Raw genomic sequence first — 17,358 nt, 5'->3', positions numbered from 1 at the left:
CCTCCGGCGGTTCAGCAGGGCGAGCGGGCTCGCCGTCACCCTTCTTACTGGGCTCTCACCCGGTGGGTAGCTCACCCGGTGGGTCGCTCACCCGGTGGGCCGCAGCGCGGCGAGCTGTTCCGCGAACGGCACCACGCTCTCCGGCTCGGCCTTCTTCGTGCCCAGCCCGCTCATCAGCGCGGCCAGCTCGCCCGCCGCCCGTTCGACCCGGCCGTCCAGGCCCTGCGCTCCCCAGTCCTCCGAGGCCGCGTAGACACCGGTCGGGACGACCACGGCCTTGAGGTAGGAGAAGAGCGGGCGCAGGGCGTGGTCCAGGACGAGCGAGTGCCGGGCGGTGCCGCCGGTCGCGGCGACCAGCACCGGCTTCCCGGCCAGCGCGTCCTGCTCCAGGACGTCGAAGAACGACTTGAACAGTCCGCTGTACGAGGCGGAGAACACCGGGGTGACGACGATCAGCCCGTCGGCCCGGGTGACCGCGTCCTGCGCGGCGGCCAGCTTCCGGCCCGGGAAGCCGTTGGTGAAGTGGTGCGCGATCTCCACCGCGAGGTGGCGCAGTTCCACGACCTCGATCTCGGCCCCGGTCCGCCCGGCGGCCCCGGTCCGCCCGGCGGCCGCGGCGGCCAGCCGGTCGCCGAGCAGCCGGGTGGAGGACGGGACGCTCAGCCCCGCCGAGACGACGACGAGCTTCATGCCTCGGCTCCTTCCTTGACGGCGTCCGCGGCCTTGGCGGCCAGCAGGGACGCGTGGGTCGGCGCGTCCGGCACGTTCGCCGGGCGGTTCTTCGCGAACTCCGCGCGCAGCACCGGCACGACCTCCTCGCCGAGCAGGTCGAGCTGCTCCAGCACGGTCTTCAGCGGCAGTCCGGCGTGGTCCATCAGGAACAGCTGGCGCTGGTAGTCACCGGCGTACTCGCGGAAGGACAGGGTCTTCTCGATCACCTGCTGCGGCGAGCCGACGGTCAGCGGGGTCTGCTCGGCGAAGTCCTCCAGCGAGGGCCCGTGGCCGTAGACCGGCGCGTTGTCGAAGTACGGACGGAACTCGCGCACCGCGTCCTGGGAGTTCTTCCGCATGAACACGTGCCCGCCGAGTCCGACGATCGCCTGCTCGGCGGTGCCGTGCCCGTAGTGGGCGTAGCGGGTCCGGTACAGCTCGACCATCCGCTTGGTGTGGTCGGCCGGCCAGAAGATGTTGTTGTGGAAGAAGCCGTCGCCGTAGAACGCGGCCTGCTCGGCGATCTCCGGCGAGCGGATGGAGCCGTGCCAGACGAACGGCGGTACGCCGTCCAGCGGCCGGGGCGTGGAGGTGAAGCCCTGCAGGGGCGTCCGGAACGTGCCCTCCCAGTTCACCACGTCCTCGCGCCACAGCCGGTGGACCAGGTTGTAGTTCTCGATGGCGAGGTTGATGCCCTCGCGGATGTCCTTGCCGAACCAGGGGTAGACCGGGCCGGTGTTGCCGCGGCCCATCATCAGGTCCACCCGCCCGTCGGCCAGGTGCTGGAGCATCGCGAAGTCCTCGGCGATCTTCACCGGGTCGTTGGTGGTGATCAGCGTGGTCGAGGTGGACAGGACCAGCCGCTCCGTCCGGGCCGCGATGTAGCCGAGCATGGTGGTCGGCGAGGACGGCACGAACGGCGGGTTGTGGTGCTCGCCGGTCGCGAAGACGTCCAGGCCGACCTCCTCGGCCTTCAGGGCGATGGCGACCATGGCCTTGATGCGCTCCCGCTCGGTCGGCGTCCGGCCCGTGGTGGGGTCCGGTGTGACATCGCCGACGCTGAAGATCCCGAACTGCATGGTCGCTCACCCTCCAGGTTGTTGACCGTTCAACTATACCTGCCGAACGACACCCGGGGCCCCGCTATTCCCGCCCCCGTCAGGGCACCAGGACCAGGCGCCCCCGGACACCGCCCTCGGCCAGGCGCGCGTGCGCCTTCTGGGCGTCGTCCAGCGCAAAGGTCTCGGCCACCCGGAGGGTCAGGACGCCCTCCTCGGCCAGACGGGACAGCTCGGCGAGCCGGCGGCCGTCCGCGGCCACCTCCACTGCGCCGGTCCGCACCCCGCGCACGGACGCCGGTTCGGCGTGCGGGATGACGCCGAGGTAGGCGCCGCCGTCGCGGACCCGCTCCAGGGCCGCCTCGCCGAGCACCGCCGCGTCGAGCACGGCGTCGAAGCCGCCCTCGTCGGCGCCCGCGAGCCGGGCCGCCCCCAGCGACCGTACGAGCTCCTCGTCCGCCTCCCGGGCCAGCGCCGTCACCGTGATCCCGCGATGCGCGGCGAGCTGGAGCGCGTACCCGCCGACCGCCCCGGCGGCCCCGGTCACCAGCAGCGACTGACCGGGCGTCACCTCCAGCAGGTCCAGCGCCTGTACGGCGGTCAGGGCGTTCAGCGCGAGGGTGGCCGCGTGCACGGCGTCCGCGCCGGCCGGCGCCTTGGCCACCGCGTCCGCGTCCACGACGACGTACTCGGCGTGCGTGCCCAGCGGCTTCACCGTGCCGTAGTGGAGCGCCACCACCTCCTCGCCGACCGTCCAGGCCGCACCGGCGCCCGTCGCGTCCACCGTCCCGGCGACGTCCCAGCCCAGCCCGATCCGCTCCCCGGCACCCCCGAAGACCCCCTGGCGGACCCCGGCGTCGACCGGGTTCAGCGCGGCCGCCGCCACCTTGATCCGTATCTGCCCCGCCCCCGGCGCGGGTACCGCCGTCTCCACGACCTGCACGGCCTCGGGTCCCCCGAACGACGTCACCACTGCTGCGCGCATGACCGACCAGCTCCTCGAAAAGCTTGCTGAAAGCCTCGGTATCTCCTCGGCTGCAGCAACCCTAGGAAGAGCTACTATCTTTCAGTAAGTAGTTACCCGAAGGTGCGTACATACCCCAGAGGTGAGCCATGGCGACCATGACGGCGGCACAGCGGCGCGAGCAGGCGCGCAAGGAGTACGACGCCTTCATCAAGGGCTGCCCCACCAACCAGCTCCTGGACCGCCTCAGCGACAAGTGGGTCAGCCTGGTCGTCTCCGCCCTCGCCACCGGACCCATGCGCTACAGCGACCTCGGCCGCAGGATCGCCGGGGTCAGCCCCAAGATGCTGACCCAGACCCTGCGTTCGCTGGAGCGCGACGGCATCCTCACCCGCGAGGTCACCCCGTCCGTACCGGTCCGCGTCGACTACGAACTCACCCCGCTCGGCCACAGCCTGGCCCTGCTGCTGACCGCGGTGAAGGACTGGGCCGAGACCCACATCGAGCAGGTCCACGAGGCGCGCGAGCGCTACGACTCGGACAGCGTCCCGCAGCCCGCCGGGGCCTAGAAGTAGTACGCGTCCCCCGTGTCCAGGATCAGCACCCGCTGCCGGTCGTTGGCCGGGTTGCGGTCCACCGCCCCGCTGCTCCACACCGTGTCGAGCTCCAGCTGCACCTCGGGCGCGGCCCTGCTCAGCTGGATCCGCAGCGCGATCCGCTCCCCCGCCTCGTCCGCCTCCAGCGCCCCCACCCGGCACAGCACCGCCCGCGCCCCGGACCGGGCACACCCGTCCGGCAGCTCCTGCCGGTCGGCGAGCGGCTCGGACCAGCGCAGCCGTACGGTCGCGTCCGGCACCGCCGACGGCCCGTGGTTGTGCGGGGTGAACCGCAGGTCGACCTGACCTGAGGCCAGGGACGCGGCCCCGTGATAGGCGAGGTCCGCCTCCCGCCCCTCGGCGGCGCCGGCCCCCGCCGCCCCGCCCGCCGCCAGCAGCACCACCGCGACCCCGGTCCCGAGCACCCGCACACTCCGCATACCGCCCACTCCTCCGCGCTCGCACACCGCCGGTCATCTCGTCGTACGGATGTATCCCACGCGGAGCGGGTCACAGGCGCCGTCCATCAGGTGACGGGACGCGGACGGCCGTATGCGAAGCTGCTGCGCATGCTCGTCGCCCGGTCCGCAGCCCTCTTCGTCGTCGCCGCGCTGTTCGAGATCGGCGGCGCCTGGCTGGTCTGGCAGGGCGTACGGGAGCACCGCGGGCTGCTGTGGATCGGCGCGGGCGTCCTCGCGCTCGGCGCCTACGGGTTCGTGGCCACCCTCCAGCCGGACGCGAACTTCGGGCGCATCCTCGCCGCGTACGGCGGGGTCTTCGTGGCCGGCTCGCTCGCCTGGGGCATGGTCGCCGACGGCTACCGGCCCGACCGGTGGGACGTGACGGGCGCGCTGATCTGCCTCGCGGGCATGGCCGTGATCATGTACGCCCCGCGCGGCGGCTGAGCCCGGGGATCAGCCCGGCGGCAGCAGACCGAGCTGGTCGAGGAAGTCCATCTCGTCGAAGTAGAGCCGGTAGTCGACGATGTGCCCGGTGTCGTCGACGGTGGCGAAGTCCACGCCCCGGATACTGATCTCCTTCTGCGTCGGGGGCAGCGTCTCCCCCGTGGGCAGCTGGATGGGCCCGGTGTTCCGGCCGGTGAAGATGCCCTCGTCGATGGCCGTGTCGCCGACCTCGTACGCGTGCACCGACTCGTAGCGGGCCTCCGGCATCGCCTCCGTCATCTGCCGCCAGTACGCGACGATGTCGTCCCGGCCGTGCAGCTCACCGCCGTCCGGCGTGAGCGCGACGGCGTCCTGCGCGTAGAGCTCGCCGATGGCCCTCCGGTCCGCCGACGTGATCGCTTCCGTGAGCCGGTCCATGACCTCACGTGCCTGTCCCATGATCCACCTCCCAGGTGGGGATCACCCGTTTCATTGTCCCACCGCCCGCCTATCCTGGCCGGACAGCCTTTCGACCCGAGACCTTCGACGGTCCGCCCCGAGGAGCAGCCCCATGGCCACCGCCGCACCCTCCGCCGCCACCCGCATCGCCGTCGTCACCGGTGCGAGCAGCGGAATCGGCGCCGCCACCGCACGGCAGCTCGCGGCGGCCGGATACCGGGTCGTCCTGACCGCCCGCCGCAAGGACCGCATCGAGGCGCTGGCCGAGGAGATCAGCGCGGCCGGCCACTCGGCGGCGGCCTACCAGCTGGACGTCACCGACCGCGCCGCGGTCGACGAGTTCGCCACGGCCTTCCGGACGATCGGCGTCCTGGTGAACAACGCCGGCGGAGCCCTCGGCGCCGACCCGGTGGCCACCGGCGACCCGGCCGACTGGCGCACGATGTACGAGACGAACGTCATCGGCACCCTCAACCTCACCCAGGCCCTGCTGCCGAAGCTGGAGGCCAGCGGCGACGGCACGGTGGTCGTCGTCTCCTCCACCGCCGGCCACAGCACCTACGAGGGCGGCGGTGGCTATGTCGCCGCCAAGCACGGCGCCCATGTCCTGGCGGAGACCCTCCGCCTGGAGATCGTCGGCCGCCCGGTCCGCGTCATCGAGATCGCGCCCGGCATGGTGAAGACCGACGAGTTCGCGCTCACCCGCTTCGGCGGCGACGAGGAGAAGGCGGCCAAGGTCTACCAGGGCGTCGCCGAGCCGCTCTCCGCGGACGACGTGGCCGACACCATCACCTGGGCGGTGACCCGCCCGAGCCACGTCAACATCGACCTGCTGGTCGTCCGCCCGCGCGCCCAGGCGTCCAACACCAAGGTCCACCGGGACCTGTGACGGTCTTCCGGCTTCCGGGGACTCGGCGGCGGCCCGGGCAGTAGAACGATCACTGTGGACAGACACATACGCTTCGACGCCCTGCACAACTTCCGCGACCTGGGCGGCTATCCGGCAGCGGACGGCCGCCGCGTCCGCCCGGCCCGCCTCTACCGCTCGGACTCCCTGGGCAAGCTGGCCGAAGCCACCCCGGACTGGTCCCGGTTCCTGTCCCTGGGCATCCGCACGGTGATCGACCTGCGCCACCCCTGGGAGATCGAGAGCCGCGGCCGCGTCCCGCACCACGACGGCCTCGCCTACCACGCCCTCAGCATCGAGCACCGCCCCTACGACCAGCCGGCCCTCGCCGCCGACGTCGACCCCGGCCCCTATCTGGCGGAGCGCTACCTGGAGGTGGCGCAGGACGGCACGGCGGAGATCCGCCGGGCCCTGGAACTGGTGGCCGAAGCAGCGGCGGCCGACCAGCCCCTGGTCTTCCACTGCGCCTCCGGCAAGGACCGCACGGGACTGCTGGCGGCCCTGGTCCTGGGCCTGCTCGGCGCCGACGACCACACCGTCATCGAGGACTTCAGCCTCACCGAACTCGCGGCGCCGGCACTCCTCGCCGAGTGGCGGGCGAGGAACGACGGCCGGGCACCGACCTGGCTGGGCTTCGGCCGCGCCCCCGAGTCGGTGATGCGCCTGTTCCTGGCCGCCCTCACCACCCACTACGGCTCGATCGAGGACTACGTCACCAAGGCCCTGTCCCTGGACGCGGCGGCCCTCACCCACACCCTGCGGACCGCACTCCTCGAACAACCCCCCGCCACCTGGCCGCCGTTGACCTACCGCAAGGCCGCGGAGACGGACGCCGGCACCCTCGCCCGCCTCCACGGCTCGTCGGCCCTGTGGCAACTCGCCCGCGGAATCGACCAGTGGAAGCCCGGCGAGAAGGACGAGACCCACTTCCTCGACCGCATGCGGGACGGCGAGGTCTGGCTGGCCCACGCCGGCGGCCACCTGGCCGGCGCCTGGGAGCTGTGGTGGACCGACCCCGCGGCCTGGGGACCCCGCCCGGACGACGCCGGCTACATCCATCGCCTGATGACCACACCCCACACCGCCCCGCCGGGCACCGGCCGCGCCCTGCTGGCCGAGGCGGAGTCCCGCATCACCGCGACCGGCCGCCCCTACGCCCGCCTGGACTGCCTCACCTCCAACCCCCGCCTGCGCGCCTACTACGAGGCCGCGGGCTACCGGGCGGTCGGCGAACAGCCCACGAAGGACGGCGGCACGGGAACCCCGTACGCGGTGACGCTGCTGGAGAAGAAGCTGACCTGACCGCGCGGGGCCCGAGCCGGAACGGCCCGGGCCCCGCGGTCGGTCAGCCCTTGACGCAGACGACCTGCTTCAGCTTCGCCACGACCTCGACAAGGTCCCGCTGCTGATCGATGACCTGCTCGATCGGCTTGTAGGCCCCCGGGATCTCGTCCACGACACCGGAGTCCTTGCGGCACTCCACGCCCCGCGTCTGCTCCTCCAGGTCCTTCGTCGAGAAGCGGCGCTTCGCGGCGTTGCGGCTCATACGCCGACCCGCGCCGTGCGAGGCCGAGTTGAAGGACAGCGGGTTGCCGAGGCCCTTCACGATGTACGAACCGGTGCCCATCGAGCCGGGGATGATCCCGTACTCGCCGGAGCCGGCCCGGATCGCGCCCTTGCGGGTGACCAGCAGGTCCATCCCCTCGTAGCGCTCCTCGGCCACGTAGTTGTGGTGCGCGCTGATCTCCGGCTCGAAGACCGGCTTGGCCTTCTTGAACTCCTTGCGGACCACGTCCTTCAGGAGCGCCATCATGATCGAGCGGTTGTACTTGGCGTACTCCTGCGCCCAGAACAGGTCGTTGCGGTACGCCGCCATCTGCGGGGTGTCCGCGATGAAGACGGCGAGGTCGCGGTCGACCAGGCCCTGGTTGTGCGGCAGCTTCTGGGCGACGCCGATGTGGAAGTCGGCGAGCTCCTTGCCGATGTTCCGGGAGCCGGAGTGCAGCATCAGCCAGACGGCACCCTCGGTGTCGGTGCAAACCTCAACAAAGTGGTTGCCGCTGCCAAGCGTCCCCATCTGCTTGGTGGCCCGTTCCTGGCGGAACTTCACCGCGTCCGCGACCCCGTCGAACCGCTCCCAGAAGCCGTCCCACCCGGCCGTGCCGAAGCCGTGCATCCGGGTCGGGTCGACGGCGTCGTCATGCATCCCCCGGCCCACCGGGATCGCCTGCTCGATCTTCGAGCGCAGCCTCGACAGGTCCCCCGGCAGATCGTTCACCGTGAGGGACGTCCGGACCGCCGACATACCGCAGCCGATGTCGACGCCGACCGCCGCCGGGCACACCGCACCCTGCATCGCGATCACCGAACCGACCGTCGCGCCCTTGCCGTAGTGAACGTCCGGCATGACCGCCAGACCCTTGATCCACGGCAGCGTCGCCACGTTCCGCAGCTGCTGGAGGGCCACGTCCTCCACCGTCGCCGGATCCGTCCACATCCGGATCGGGACCTTCGCTCCGGGCATTTCCACGTACGACATATTGTCCTCATTCCCCCGATAACCGACACAAGTCTCAAATCGCAAAACCGGCGCCAAGGTCAACGTAAAGGACAACGGACCGGCGTTCACGGCAGTGCGTGCGATACACATTGTCTGCAGGGGCCGCCCCCACCCCGCAAACGATTAACCCGCAGCGAGAGGAGCCGACCGTGCAGCGGAAGGCGTACGTATCCGGCGCCGCCGCGCTCCTCGCGGCCCTGCTGGCCGGCTGCACCGGCGGCTCCCCGGGCGGCGACACGACGGACGGCTCCAACCCGGACGACTCCGGTACGGCGACGGCGGCGGCCGAGCCCGGCCGCTACCGCACGCTCCCCGAACCCTGCGGCGCGGTCAGCGACGACACCCTCGACGTGCTGCTGCCCGGCATCCCGCAGATCGCCGACGCCGACCAGCGCGAGAAGGCCTACGAGGGCACCGCCACCCTCACCTACGACACCGACCGCAAGGTCGGCTGCCGCTGGAAGGTGGAGTCGGCCGACGCCACCGACCATCTCTTCATCGACTTCGAGCGGGTGGTGTCCTACGACAACGCCGTCAGCGACGAGACCCAGGCCGAGCAGCTCTTCGCCGACCGGCGCACGGAGGCCGACCTCCCGGTGCCGACCGTCACGGAGTCCGACCCCGCGGCCCCCACCATCACCCCGAGCGGCTCCACGTCCGCCACGGCGATCCCCTCCGGTACGTCCGCCCCCTCTTCTTCCTCCTCCCCGTCGTCCCCGTCCGCCACGCCGTCCACCACCCCCACCGACCTCCAGCCCCGGGTCCTCGACGACCTGGGCGACGAGGCGTTCCTGGACGACGTGTTGAGCAGCGCCGGTTCGACGGTCCAGCAGCGCACGGTGACTGTGGCGTTCCGCACGTCCAACGTCATCGTGACCATCCAGTACGAGGAGCAGCCGGCGACTGTCGGCGCGGTGCCGGACAGCAAGGAAATGCAGGACAGGGCGCGGAATCTGGCGGCCGAGCTGGCGGACGCGCTGGCCGGCTGAGGCCCGTTCGCCGCCGTTCGTGAAGACGGCGAAACCAAAACGCGCGCCGTGCCCACCGCGTACCGTGGCCCCTCGGACCCGATCCGACGGCAGGAACCACGAGTCTCATGAGTGAAGGAACCATGCAGCGAGCAGCCCAGCGTGACCCGAGCCACCAGCGAGCCAGGCGCTTCTCCCGCGCTGTTGTCGGTGCGGCCGCCGTCCCCGTGATGCTGATCGCCGCGGGCTGCTCCTCGGACTCCGGCACGGACGACGCGAGCAAGGAGTCCGCGAGCGCCTCGGCCTCGGCGAGCCCGTCGCCCACGGTGCAGGCGGCCGCGTACGGCAAGCTGCCCGAGGCCTGCGACGTGCTGTCGAAGGGCACCCTGGGCGACCTCGTGCCGAAGGCGGGCACGTCGGGCAAGGAGGGCGCGTCCAACGACACGGCCTCGCGCGCCAGTTGTTCCTGGAACAGCCTGGACAACAACGGCGTGGACGGCTCCCAGTTCCGCTGGCTGAACGTCTCGCTGCTGCGCTTCGACTCCGACGTCACCCGCGGCGAGGGCGACAAGCTGGCGCAGGAGTACTACGCGAAGCAGGTCGAGGACGTCCAGGCGGTGGAGGGCGCGAAGAACGTCAAGTCCGAGCCGGTCACCGGCACGGGCGACGAGGCGACGGCCGTGCGGTACGACCTGAAGAAGAAGGAAGGGCTCTTCAAGCAGCAGACGGTCGTGGCCCGCGTCGAGAACGTCGTCGTCACCCTCGACTACAACGGCGCCGGTCTCGCCGGCGAGAAGACCCCGAGCGCGGACACCCTCACCACGCTGGCGAAGAAGGCCGCCAAGGAGGCGGTGGCCGCGGTGACGGAGGCGAACGGCGCGGGCGGCGGCAAGGCGAGCGCGAACCCGTCCAAGTCGGCCTCCGGCTCGGCCACGAAGTCGCCCTCGAAGAAGCCCTCCGCCAGGGCGACGAAGAAGAGCTGACCCCTCCGGCAACGCGTGCGCCGCACACATGTGCCACCCTGTTGCGCGCAACAACAGGTAAGGGGAGGGGATTAGGGGTGGCCGCGCCAATACAGCTGACCCGGATGCACCGCGTTCTCATCGGCGTGGTCGTGTTCGGCGCCGTGATCATCGCCGGCATCGGCTTCGCGGGGTCGTACGCCGCCGTCCGGGAACTGGCCCTGCAGAAGGGGTTCGGGAACTTCAGCTACGTCTTCCCGATCGGCATCGACGCGGGCATCTGCGTCCTGCTGGCGCTGGACCTGCTCCTGACGTGGATCCGCATCCCGTTCCCGCTGCTGCGCCAGACGGCGTGGCTGCTGACGGCGGCGACGATCGCCTTCAACGGCGCGGCGGCCTGGCCCGACCCGCTGGGCGTCGGCATGCACGGGGTCATCCCGATCCTGTTCGTGGTGTCGGTGGAGGCGGCCCGGCACGCGATCGGCCGGATCGCGGACATCACGGCCGACAAGCACATGGAGGGCGTCCGGCTGACCCGCTGGCTGCTGAGCCCGGTGCCGACGTTCCTGCTGTGGCGCCGCATGAAGCTCTGGGAGCTCCGCTCCTACGAGCAGGTCATCAAGCTGGAGCAGGAACGTCTCGTCTACCAGGCCCGCCTCCGCTCCCGCTACGGCCGGGCCTGGCGCCGCAAGGCCCCGGTCGAAAGCCTGATGCCCCTGCGCCTGGCCAAGTACGGGGTCCCCCTGGCGGAAACGGCCCCGGCGGGCCTGGCGGCGGCGGGCATAGAACCGGCACTGCTGCCTCCGGCGCCCCGGCCGGAGCCGGTCACGGCCGGCCGCGCCGACGCGGCGGTGCCCGCTCGCGAGCAGCGCCCCGAACTTCCCGGCGACCCCCACCCGGAGTACCTGGAGTACGAACCGGAGCCGGAGGAGAGCCCCTGGCTGCACGCCAGGCACCCGGAGGAGATCGAGTACCACGGCGGCTACGACCCCACGTACGACCCGGGCTTCGACCAGTGGCACCAGGAAGAACCCCCCGCCCCGGAACCCTCCATGGAGGAGACCGGGAGCTTCCCCATCCCCGTCGCCCCCGGCCGCACCCGCGAGCTCGGCGAGGGCGGCGGCACCCTCCCCGCCGAACCGGACGAGGACGCCTACTACCAGGTCTTCCGCGAGTCGATAAAGAGCGGGAACGGCGCGCCCACCCCCCGCGGCTTCATGGCCGACGTGGAGGCGACCTACGGCGTCACGCTCCCCGAGGCCGAGGCCAAGCGCATGGTGAACCGCTTCTCGAACCGCCTCAACGCGGAACTGGCGGACGAGCACATCGCCTGACAGGCACACGAAAGGGGGCCCTCAGCCTGGCTGAGGGCCCCCTTTCCCCTACCTACTGCCTACTCCCCGAGCAGGGCCCGCACCCGCTCCTGCCCCACCGCGAGCAGCAGCGTGGGCAGCCGGGGCCCGGTGTCCCGCCCGACGAGCAGGTGGTACAGCAGCGCGAAGAAGGTCCGCTGAGCCGTCTTGATCTCCGGCGGCAGCTCCTTGGGCGTGGCGTCGGCCGAGAAGCCGGCCTGCACCTTGGGCACGCCGTAGACGAGGTGGGTCAGCCCGTCCAGCGACCAGTGCGAGGCCAGCCCGTCGAGCAGCAGCCGCAGCGACTGCAGTGACGCCTCGTCGAGCGACTTCAGCAGCTCGGCGTCGGGCTCGGACCGCACGATGGTCCGCTGGTCGGCGGGCACATGCGTGTTGATCCACGCCTCGGCCTTGTCGTACCGCGGCCGGGCCTCGTCCAGCGACCCCAGCGGGTTCGCCGGGTCCAGCTCGGACAGGATCCGCAGCGCCTGGTCCGCGTGCCCGGCGGTGATGTCGGCGACGGACGCGAGGGTCCGGTACGGCATCGGCCGGGCCGTGCGGGGCAGCTCCCCGGCGGCCGTGCGCACCGCACGCGCGTGCGCGGCGACGTCCGCCGGGAGGGCCGACCCGTCGGCGACCTTGGCGTCGAGCTTGTCCCACTCGTCGTACAGCCGCTGGATCTCCTGGTCGAAGGCGATCTTGAAGGACTGGTTGGGGCGGCGGCGGGCGTACAGCCAGCGCAGCAGCTGCGGCTCCATGATCTGGAGGGCGTCCGCGGGCGTGGGCACGCCACCGCGCGAGGAGGACATCTTCGCCATCCCGGAGATGCCGACGAAGGCGTACATCGGCCCGATGGGCTGCTTGCCGCCGAAGATCCCGACGATCTGCCCGCCTACCTGGAAGGACGAGCCCGGGGACGAGTGGTCGACGCCGCTCGGCTCGAAGACGACGCCTTCGTAGGCCCAGCGCATGGGCCAGTCGACCTTCCACACCAGCTTGCCGCGGTTGAACTCGCTCAGCCGGACGGTCTCCGCGAAGCCGCACTCGTTGCAGGTGTACGACAGCTCGGTGGTGCCGTCGTCGTAGGAGGTGACCGTGGTGAGGTCCTTCTCGCAGTTGCCGCAGTACGGCTTGTACGGGAAGTACCCGGCCGCGCCCAGGGAGCCGTCGTCCTCGCTCGCCGCCCCGGATCCCTCGGCGGCCTCCAGCTCGGCCTCGTCGAGCGGCTTCTGCGACTGCTTCTTCGCGGGGGACTTCTTGGTCCGGTACTGGTCGAGGATGGCGTCGATGTCGCCGCGGTGCTTCATGGCGTGCAGGATCTGCTCGCGGTAGACCCCGGAGGTGTACTGCGCGGTCTGGCTGATCCCGTCGAACTCCACGCCCAGCTCGGCGAGCGAGTCGATCATCGCGGCCTTGAAGTGCTCGGCCCAGTTCGGGTGCGGGGAGCCCTTGGGCGCGGGCACCGAGGTGAGCGGCTTGCCGATGTGCTCGGTCCAGGCCTCCTCGTCGACCCCGGCGATGCCCTTGGGCACCTTGCGGTAGCGGTCGTAGTCGTCCCAGGAGATCAGGTGCCTGACCTGGTGACCACGGCGCCGGATCTCGTCCGCGACGAGATGGGGGGTCATGACCTCACGGAGGTTGCCCAGGTGAATGGGGCCGGAGGGGGAGAGCCCGGACGCGACGACGACCGGTTTGCCCGGGGCCCGACGCTCCGACTCCTCGATGACCTCATCCGCGAAACGGGAGACCCAGTCGGTGGTCTCGGTGCTCTGAGCCACGATCGGCACGTCCTTCTTTCTGAACGGGTGAGGCTCCATTGTCACAGACCTGCGTGCGGCCGGAAAAACGGCTTTACCCCCCATGGGATACTGAGCGTGTCTATCGATCCCCACGAGGAGAACGGCACCCACACCTATGGCTCCGGTCACGTCCCTCAGCGACTCCGTCGAACAGCAGCTCACCGCCGCGATCTCCGCCGCTCTGCCGGAGACCTCCGCGGACCCCCTGCTGCGACGCAGTGACCGGGCCGACTTCCAGGCGAACGGTGTCCTGGCGCTGGCCAAGCAGGCCAAGGCCAACCCGCGCGAGCTGGCGGCGCAGGTGGTCGGCAACATCGTCACCGGTGACGTGATCCAGGACGTGGAGGTCTCGGGCCCCGGCTTCCTCAACATCACGCTCACCGACAAGGCGATCACCGAGAACCTCGCCGCCCGGTACGCCGACCCCGACCGTCTCGGCGTGGCGCCGAAGCAGAACCCCGGCGTCACCGTCGTCGACTACGCCCAGCCGAACGTGGCGAAGGAGATGCACGTCGGCCACCTGCGGTCCGCGGTGATCGGCGACGCCCTGCGCGGCATGCTCGACTTCACCGGCGAGAAGACGATCGGCCGGCACCACATCGGCGACTGGGGCACCCAGTTCGGCATGCTCATCCAGTACCTGCTGGAGCACCCCGGCGAGCTGGCCCCCGCCTCGGAGGTCGACGGCGAGCAGGCCATGTCGAACCTGAACCGGGTGTACAAGGCCTCGCGCGCCCTCTTCGACTCCGACGAGGAGTTCAAGGAGCGGGCGCGCAAGCGGGTCGTCGCCCTGCAGTCCGGCGACCAGGAGACCCTGCAGCTGTGGCAGCAGTTCGTGGACGAGTCGAAGGTCTACTTCTACTCGGTCTTCGAGAAGCTGGACATGCGGGTCCGGGACGAGGAGATCGTCGGCGAGTCGGCGTACAACGACCTGATGCCGGAGACGGCGCGGCTGCTGGAGGAGTCCGGCGTCGCCGTGCGCTCCGACGGCGCGCTCGTGGTCTTCTTCGACGAGATCCGCGGCAAGGACGACCAGCCGGTGCCGCTGATCGTGCAGAAGGCGGACGGCGGCTTCGGCTACGCGGCGAGCGACCTCTCCGCCATCCGGAACCGTGTCTTCGACCTGAAGGCGACGACCCTGCTCTACGTCGTGGACGTCCGTCAGTCGCTGCACTTCAGGATGGTCTTCGAGACGGCCCGCCGGGCGGGTTGGCTCACCGAGCACGTCACCGCGCACAACATGGGCTACGGCACCGTGCTGGGCGCGGACGGCAAGCCGTTCAAGACCCGTGAGGGCGAGACGGTGAAGCTGGAGGACCTCCTCGACGAGGCCGTCCAGCGGGCCGCCGAGGTCGTGCGGGAGAAGGCGCGGGACCTCACCGAGGACGAGATCCAGGAGCGGGCCGCGCAGGTCGGCATCGGTGCCGTGAAGTACGCGGACCTGTCGACGTCGCCGAACCGGGACTACAAGTTCGACCTGGACCAGATGGTGTCGCTCAACGGTGACACGTCCGTCTACCTCCAGTACGCGTACGCCCGGATCCAGTCGATCCTGCGCAAGGCGGGCGCGACCGAGCCGGCCGCGCACCCGGAGCTCGCGCTCGCCCCGGCCGAGCGGGCTCTCGGCCTGCACCTGGACGCCTTCGGCGACACGGTCTTCGAGGCGGCGGCGGAGTACGCCCCGCACAAGCTGGCCGCGTACCTGTACCAACTGGCGTCGCTGTACACGACGTTCTACGACAAGTGCCCGGTGTTGAAGGCCGAGACGCCCGAGCAGGTGGAGAACCGGCTGTTCCTGTGCGACATGACGGCGAGGACGCTCCACCGGGGCATGGCCCTGCTGGGCATCCGCACCCCCGAGCGGCTCTAGGCGGCGCGGGACCGCGGCCCGTCCTCTCCCCCGCGGGAGGGCGGGCCGCGGCGTTCCGGGCGGCGGTTCAGCAGCCGATGGAGTTGAAGTCGGCGAAGGCAGCCCTGGTCTTCGTTCCGGCGACCCCGTCGACGACGAGGCCGTAGTCGAAGATGTTCAGGTAGCGCTGGAGCGCCTTGACGGTGTTGGTTCCGACGACGCCGTCGACGGCACCGGCGCCCAGTCCCAGGTCGTTGAACTTGCGCTGGGCGGCCTTCCAGCTGTTGGTGCCGAGCTGGCCGTCGATCGTGCCCGGGTTGTAGCCCGTGTCGCGCAGCCAGCACTGCCAGTTCTTGGCCTGGGTGGTGTTCAGGCCGAGGTTGTTGACCGCGAGCGGTGCGAACGCCTCGGCGCTCACGGCCGGCCCGGCGGCGGGTGCGGACGCCGCGTGGGCGGTGCCGGTGGCGGCGAAGCCCCCCGCGGCGATCCCGGCGGCGGCGGTCAGACTGACGAGGGTCCTCGTCATGGCTCCCATGGTGTTCCCCCTTCGGTTGGCGGTGGTGCGTTGCCCTCGACACTGGGGGGCGGGGCGGGCCGCCCGCCACACTCGGCGGGCAAGTGACGGCGTCCCGGGACGTCCCGCGCGCCGACCTGCGGGGACGCGGTCCGCGGGGACGGCGGCGCGGGACGGCGGCGGTGGCCGGTTCCGTACGGCGGTGGGAACCGCGGGACGGTGGGGGCCGTGCTTGTCGGCATGGCGCGTTGGAAAGAGCTGCCCGCCGAACTGAGCCCTCAGGTGCGCCGGTTGGTGGTGCGCCTGCGCCGGCTGAAGGACCACAGCGGGCTGAGCATGCGGCAACTGGCCGCGAAGACGGGGTACAGCGCGAAGTCCTGGGAGCGGTACCTGGGCGGCCGGTCGCTGCCGCCCCGGCAGGCCGTGGAGGCGATGGCCCGCATCGGCGGCGACGACCCGACGCGGCTGCTCGCCCTGCACGAGGTCGCCGCGGAGGCGTGGGGTGCGCGACGGGCGGCACCCGAGCCACCGCGGCGCCTGCGGCTCGCCTTCGTGGCGGGGGCGGTGGCCCTGGTGGTGGTGATCGCCGTGTCGGTCGTGCTGATCGTGCGGTTCACGGACGGCGGCGCCGGCGAGGAACGGGCGTCGGCGCCCCCGAAGCCCCCGTCGGCGTCGCGGTCGAAACGGACGTACGAGTGCCGGGTCGAGCGGAGCGCGGACGGCCGCTGGTACGCGGGCAACAGCCGTACCCGGGACGCGATCCTGGCGTACGGGCAGGCCGGACCGGAGGTCGCGGAGGCGCAGTGCCTGCTGCGCCGGGCGGGGTTCCCGGCGGGCGAGATCGACGGGATCTACGGCCCGTTGACGCAGGGCGCGGTCAAGCGGATCCAGGAGCGGGAGGGTCTGGTCGTGGACGGCATCGTCGGGCCGCACACCTGGAAGGCCTTGCGCGGATGACCCGCAGCCGACTGGCCGCCGAGCTGCGGGAGTTGCGGTCGCGCACCGGCCTGAGCCTGGCGGCGCTGGCGGGCCGGACGACGTACAGCAAGTCGTCCTGGGAGCGGTACCTGAACGGCAGGACGCTGCCGCCCCGGCGGGCCGTGCAGGAGCTGTGCCGGATCGCCCAGCAGCCCGAGGGCCGGTATCTGGCGCTGTGGGAGATCGCGGAGGCGGAGTGGAGCGGCCGGGCGAAGGAGCCGGAGCCGCCCGGCACGGCACGCGGGCGGCGGCGCGCTCCGCTGGTGGCCGGGTGCGCCGTACTGCTCGCCGCGGTCGTCTCGGCGACCCTGGTCCTGCTGCCGGGCGACGGCACCGAACCGGCCGCCGCCCCCGCCACGCCGACCGGCCCCCGCTGCCGGGGTGCCGCCTGCGAGGGCCAGGACCCCATGCACATGGGCTGCGGCCGGGGCCCCGCCACCCTCACCGAGCACCGCACGGCCTCCGGTGCCTGGGTGGCGGTGCGCTACAACGCGGCCTGCGGGGCCAGTTGGGGCCGGATGTGGAGCACGCGCGTCGGTGACCGGCTGGAGGTGCAGGCGGGCGGCGCGACCCGCGGCAGACGGATCGAGGACGGCATCGACGCGGGCGCCTACGTCTACACGCCGATGACCGCGACGGCCCCCGGAGCCACCGTCCGGGCCTGCTTCTGGCCCGCGGACGGGCGCCGGGAGTGCGTGGACGCCCGCGCCGGCCAGGCCTCGATCCCGGACTCCTCCTTCAGCAGCCGCTCGACGGTGCACACCCCGCAGCGTGGCTCCCCGTCCCCTCCGGCTTCG

18 protein-coding genes and 1 pseudogene are annotated in these 17,358 nt (G+C 71.6%); 10 read left to right on the top strand and 9 right to left on the bottom strand.

The window, feature by feature from the left end:
• Window positions 1-87 precede the first annotated feature (87 nt).
• The 3 genes from M8H82_RS03105 to M8H82_RS03095 all read right to left on the bottom strand — a co-directional run bounded on the left by M8H82_RS03105 (window position 88) and on the right by M8H82_RS03095 (window position 2,754).
• On the bottom strand, window positions 88-690 hold the full coding sequence (locus M8H82_RS03105; RefSeq protein ID WP_250070795.1) for an FMN reductase: 603 nt from the start codon (window positions 688-690) through the stop codon (window positions 88-90).
• Window positions 687-1,790 carry an LLM class flavin-dependent oxidoreductase gene (locus M8H82_RS03100; protein ID WP_250070794.1) on the bottom strand — a complete coding sequence of 368 codons (1,104 nt, stop codon included), beginning with the start codon at window positions 1,788-1,790 and terminating at the stop codon, window positions 687-689. The genes M8H82_RS03105 and M8H82_RS03100 overlap by 4 nt, the downstream gene beginning before the upstream one ends.
• 79 nt (window positions 1,791-1,869) lie before the next feature.
• Window positions 1,870-2,754 (bottom strand): NADP-dependent oxidoreductase, encoded by an 885-nt coding sequence (locus M8H82_RS03095; RefSeq protein ID WP_250070793.1) that lies wholly within the window; start codon window positions 2,752-2,754, stop codon window positions 1,870-1,872.
• Window positions 2,755-2,882: 128 nt separating this feature from the next.
• Here M8H82_RS03095 and M8H82_RS03090 point away from each other — a divergent pair, with 128 nt between their 5' ends.
• Complete coding sequence (locus M8H82_RS03090; protein ID WP_250070792.1) at window positions 2,883-3,302, top strand: helix-turn-helix domain-containing protein; 420 nt, start codon at window positions 2,883-2,885, stop codon at window positions 3,300-3,302.
• Here M8H82_RS03090 and M8H82_RS03085 read toward each other — a convergent pair.
• Window positions 3,299-3,769, bottom strand: a complete 471-nt coding sequence (locus M8H82_RS03085) for a hypothetical protein (RefSeq protein WP_250070791.1) — start codon at window positions 3,767-3,769, stop codon at window positions 3,299-3,301. The two genes, M8H82_RS03090 and M8H82_RS03085, sit on opposite strands and share 4 nt — an antisense overlap.
• Before the next feature lie 129 nt (window positions 3,770-3,898).
• Here M8H82_RS03085 and M8H82_RS03080 point away from each other — a divergent pair, with 129 nt between their 5' ends.
• Window positions 3,899-4,234: a YnfA family protein gene (locus M8H82_RS03080; protein ID WP_250071129.1), complete on the top strand. Its 336-nt coding sequence runs from the start codon at window positions 3,899-3,901 to the stop codon at window positions 4,232-4,234.
• Between the two features lie 9 nt (window positions 4,235-4,243).
• Here the strand turns inward: M8H82_RS03080 and M8H82_RS03075 are convergent, their stop codons facing one another.
• Complete coding sequence (locus M8H82_RS03075; protein ID WP_250070790.1) at window positions 4,244-4,672, bottom strand: ester cyclase; 429 nt, start codon at window positions 4,670-4,672, stop codon at window positions 4,244-4,246.
• A gap of 112 nt (window positions 4,673-4,784) precedes the next feature.
• On the opposite strand from M8H82_RS03075, the gene M8H82_RS03070 reads away from it, so the two are divergent.
• Together M8H82_RS03070 and M8H82_RS03065 are read left to right on the top strand one after the other, a co-directional pair.
• Complete coding sequence (locus tag M8H82_RS03070) at window positions 4,785-5,561, top strand: SDR family NAD(P)-dependent oxidoreductase (RefSeq protein ID WP_250070789.1); 777 nt, start codon at window positions 4,785-4,787, stop codon at window positions 5,559-5,561.
• Between the two features lie 54 nt (window positions 5,562-5,615).
• Window positions 5,616-6,881 (top strand): GNAT family N-acetyltransferase, encoded by a 1,266-nt coding sequence (locus tag M8H82_RS03065; protein WP_250070788.1) that lies wholly within the window; start codon window positions 5,616-5,618, stop codon window positions 6,879-6,881.
• A gap of 43 nt (window positions 6,882-6,924) precedes the next feature.
• On the opposite strand, the gene M8H82_RS03060 is transcribed toward M8H82_RS03065, so the two are convergent.
• The gene (locus tag M8H82_RS03060; RefSeq protein WP_250070787.1) at window positions 6,925-8,118 is read right to left on the bottom strand and encodes an RtcB family protein; all 1,194 of its coding nucleotides are present in this window, start codon (window positions 8,116-8,118) and stop codon (window positions 6,925-6,927) included.
• Between the two features lie 170 nt (window positions 8,119-8,288).
• Here M8H82_RS03060 and M8H82_RS03055 point away from each other — a divergent pair, with 170 nt between their 5' ends.
• The 3 genes from M8H82_RS03055 (at window position 8,289) to M8H82_RS03045 (ending at window position 11,403) form a co-directional block, all read left to right on the top strand.
• Window positions 8,289-9,128, top strand: coding sequence for a DUF3558 domain-containing protein (locus tag M8H82_RS03055; RefSeq protein WP_250070786.1), 840 nt, complete (start codon window positions 8,289-8,291; stop codon window positions 9,126-9,128).
• A 107-nt stretch (window positions 9,129-9,235) separates the two neighbouring features.
• Window positions 9,236-10,090 carry a DUF3558 family protein gene (locus M8H82_RS03050; protein WP_250070785.1) on the top strand — a complete coding sequence of 285 codons (855 nt, stop codon included), beginning with the start codon at window positions 9,236-9,238 and terminating at the stop codon, window positions 10,088-10,090.
• A gap of 77 nt (window positions 10,091-10,167) precedes the next feature.
• Complete coding sequence (locus M8H82_RS03045; protein WP_250070784.1) at window positions 10,168-11,403, top strand: DUF2637 domain-containing protein; 1,236 nt, start codon at window positions 10,168-10,170, stop codon at window positions 11,401-11,403.
• Between the two features lie 59 nt (window positions 11,404-11,462).
• Here M8H82_RS03045 and lysS read toward each other — a convergent pair whose 3' ends face one another.
• Complete coding sequence (gene lysS / locus M8H82_RS03040; protein WP_250070783.1) at window positions 11,463-13,208, bottom strand: lysine--tRNA ligase; 1,746 nt, start codon at window positions 13,206-13,208, stop codon at window positions 11,463-11,465.
• 127 nt (window positions 13,209-13,335) lie between these two features.
• On the opposite strand from lysS, the gene argS reads away from it, so the two are divergent.
• On the top strand, window positions 13,336-15,090 hold the full coding sequence (gene argS, locus M8H82_RS03035) for an arginine--tRNA ligase (protein ID WP_250070782.1): 1,755 nt from the start codon (window positions 13,336-13,338) through the stop codon (window positions 15,088-15,090).
• A gap of 67 nt (window positions 15,091-15,157) precedes the next feature.
• Here argS and M8H82_RS03030 read toward each other — a convergent pair whose 3' ends face one another.
• Window positions 15,158-15,595, bottom strand: coding sequence for a peptidoglycan-binding domain-containing protein (locus M8H82_RS03030; RefSeq protein WP_308293230.1), 438 nt, complete (start codon window positions 15,593-15,595; stop codon window positions 15,158-15,160).
• 228 nt (window positions 15,596-15,823) lie between these two features.
• Between M8H82_RS03030 and M8H82_RS03025 the strand changes: the two genes are divergently transcribed.
• The gene (locus M8H82_RS03025) at window positions 15,824-16,540 is read left to right on the top strand and encodes a peptidoglycan-binding protein (RefSeq protein WP_250070780.1); all 717 of its coding nucleotides are present in this window, start codon (window positions 15,824-15,826) and stop codon (window positions 16,538-16,540) included.
• A pseudogene (locus tag M8H82_RS03020) lies at window positions 16,537-17,166 on the top strand (helix-turn-helix domain-containing protein); the annotation flags it as partial. The gene M8H82_RS03025 and the pseudogene M8H82_RS03020, both read left to right, overlap by 4 nt.
• A gap of 11 nt (window positions 17,167-17,177) precedes the next feature.
• Here the strand turns inward: M8H82_RS03020 and M8H82_RS36595 are convergent.
• Complete coding sequence (locus M8H82_RS36595) at window positions 17,178-17,324, bottom strand: hypothetical protein (RefSeq protein WP_308293229.1); 147 nt, start codon at window positions 17,322-17,324, stop codon at window positions 17,178-17,180.
• Between the last annotated feature and the right edge of the window lie 34 nt (window positions 17,325-17,358).

The organism is Streptomyces sp. YS415, assembly GCF_023544665.1.
In the GTDB taxonomy this organism is placed as follows: domain Bacteria; phylum Actinomycetota; class Actinomycetes; order Streptomycetales; family Streptomycetaceae; genus Streptomyces.
Note: the sequence above shows the minus strand (reverse complement) of the source record. Positions and strands in the feature narration are given on the sequence as shown.

What these genes read in the sequence shown, in the direction of transcription:
- M8H82_RS03105 (WP_250070795.1), bottom strand. Translation starts at nt 690, where the DNA reads ATGAAGCTCGTCGTCGTCTCGGCGGGGCTGAGCGTCCCGTCCTCCACC.
- M8H82_RS03100 (WP_250070794.1), bottom strand. Translation starts at nt 1,790, where the DNA reads ATGCAGTTCGGGATCTTCAGCGTCGGCGATGTCACACCGGACCCCACC.
- M8H82_RS03095 (WP_250070793.1), bottom strand. Translation starts at nt 2,754, where the DNA reads ATGCGCGCAGCAGTGGTGACGTCGTTCGGGGGACCCGAGGCCGTGCAG.
- M8H82_RS03090 (WP_250070792.1), top strand. Translation starts at nt 2,883, where the DNA reads ATGGCGACCATGACGGCGGCACAGCGGCGCGAGCAGGCGCGCAAGGAG.
- M8H82_RS03085 (WP_250070791.1), bottom strand. Translation starts at nt 3,769, where the DNA reads ATGCGGAGTGTGCGGGTGCTCGGGACCGGGGTCGCGGTGGTGCTGCTG.
- M8H82_RS03080 (WP_250071129.1), top strand. Translation starts at nt 3,899, where the DNA reads ATGCTCGTCGCCCGGTCCGCAGCCCTCTTCGTCGTCGCCGCGCTGTTC.
- M8H82_RS03075 (WP_250070790.1), bottom strand. Translation starts at nt 4,672, where the DNA reads ATGGGACAGGCACGTGAGGTCATGGACCGGCTCACGGAAGCGATCACG.
- M8H82_RS03070 (WP_250070789.1), top strand. Translation starts at nt 4,785, where the DNA reads ATGGCCACCGCCGCACCCTCCGCCGCCACCCGCATCGCCGTCGTCACC.
- M8H82_RS03060 (WP_250070787.1), bottom strand. Translation starts at nt 8,118, where the DNA reads ATGTCGTACGTGGAAATGCCCGGAGCGAAGGTCCCGATCCGGATGTGG.
- M8H82_RS03050 (WP_250070785.1), top strand. Translation starts at nt 9,236, where the DNA reads ATGAGTGAAGGAACCATGCAGCGAGCAGCCCAGCGTGACCCGAGCCAC.
- argS (WP_250070782.1), top strand. Translation starts at nt 13,336, where the DNA reads ATGGCTCCGGTCACGTCCCTCAGCGACTCCGTCGAACAGCAGCTCACC.
- M8H82_RS03030 (WP_308293230.1), bottom strand. Translation starts at nt 15,595, where the DNA reads ATGACGAGGACCCTCGTCAGTCTGACCGCCGCCGCCGGGATCGCCGCG.
- M8H82_RS03025 (WP_250070780.1), top strand. Translation starts at nt 15,824, where the DNA reads ATGGCGCGTTGGAAAGAGCTGCCCGCCGAACTGAGCCCTCAGGTGCGC.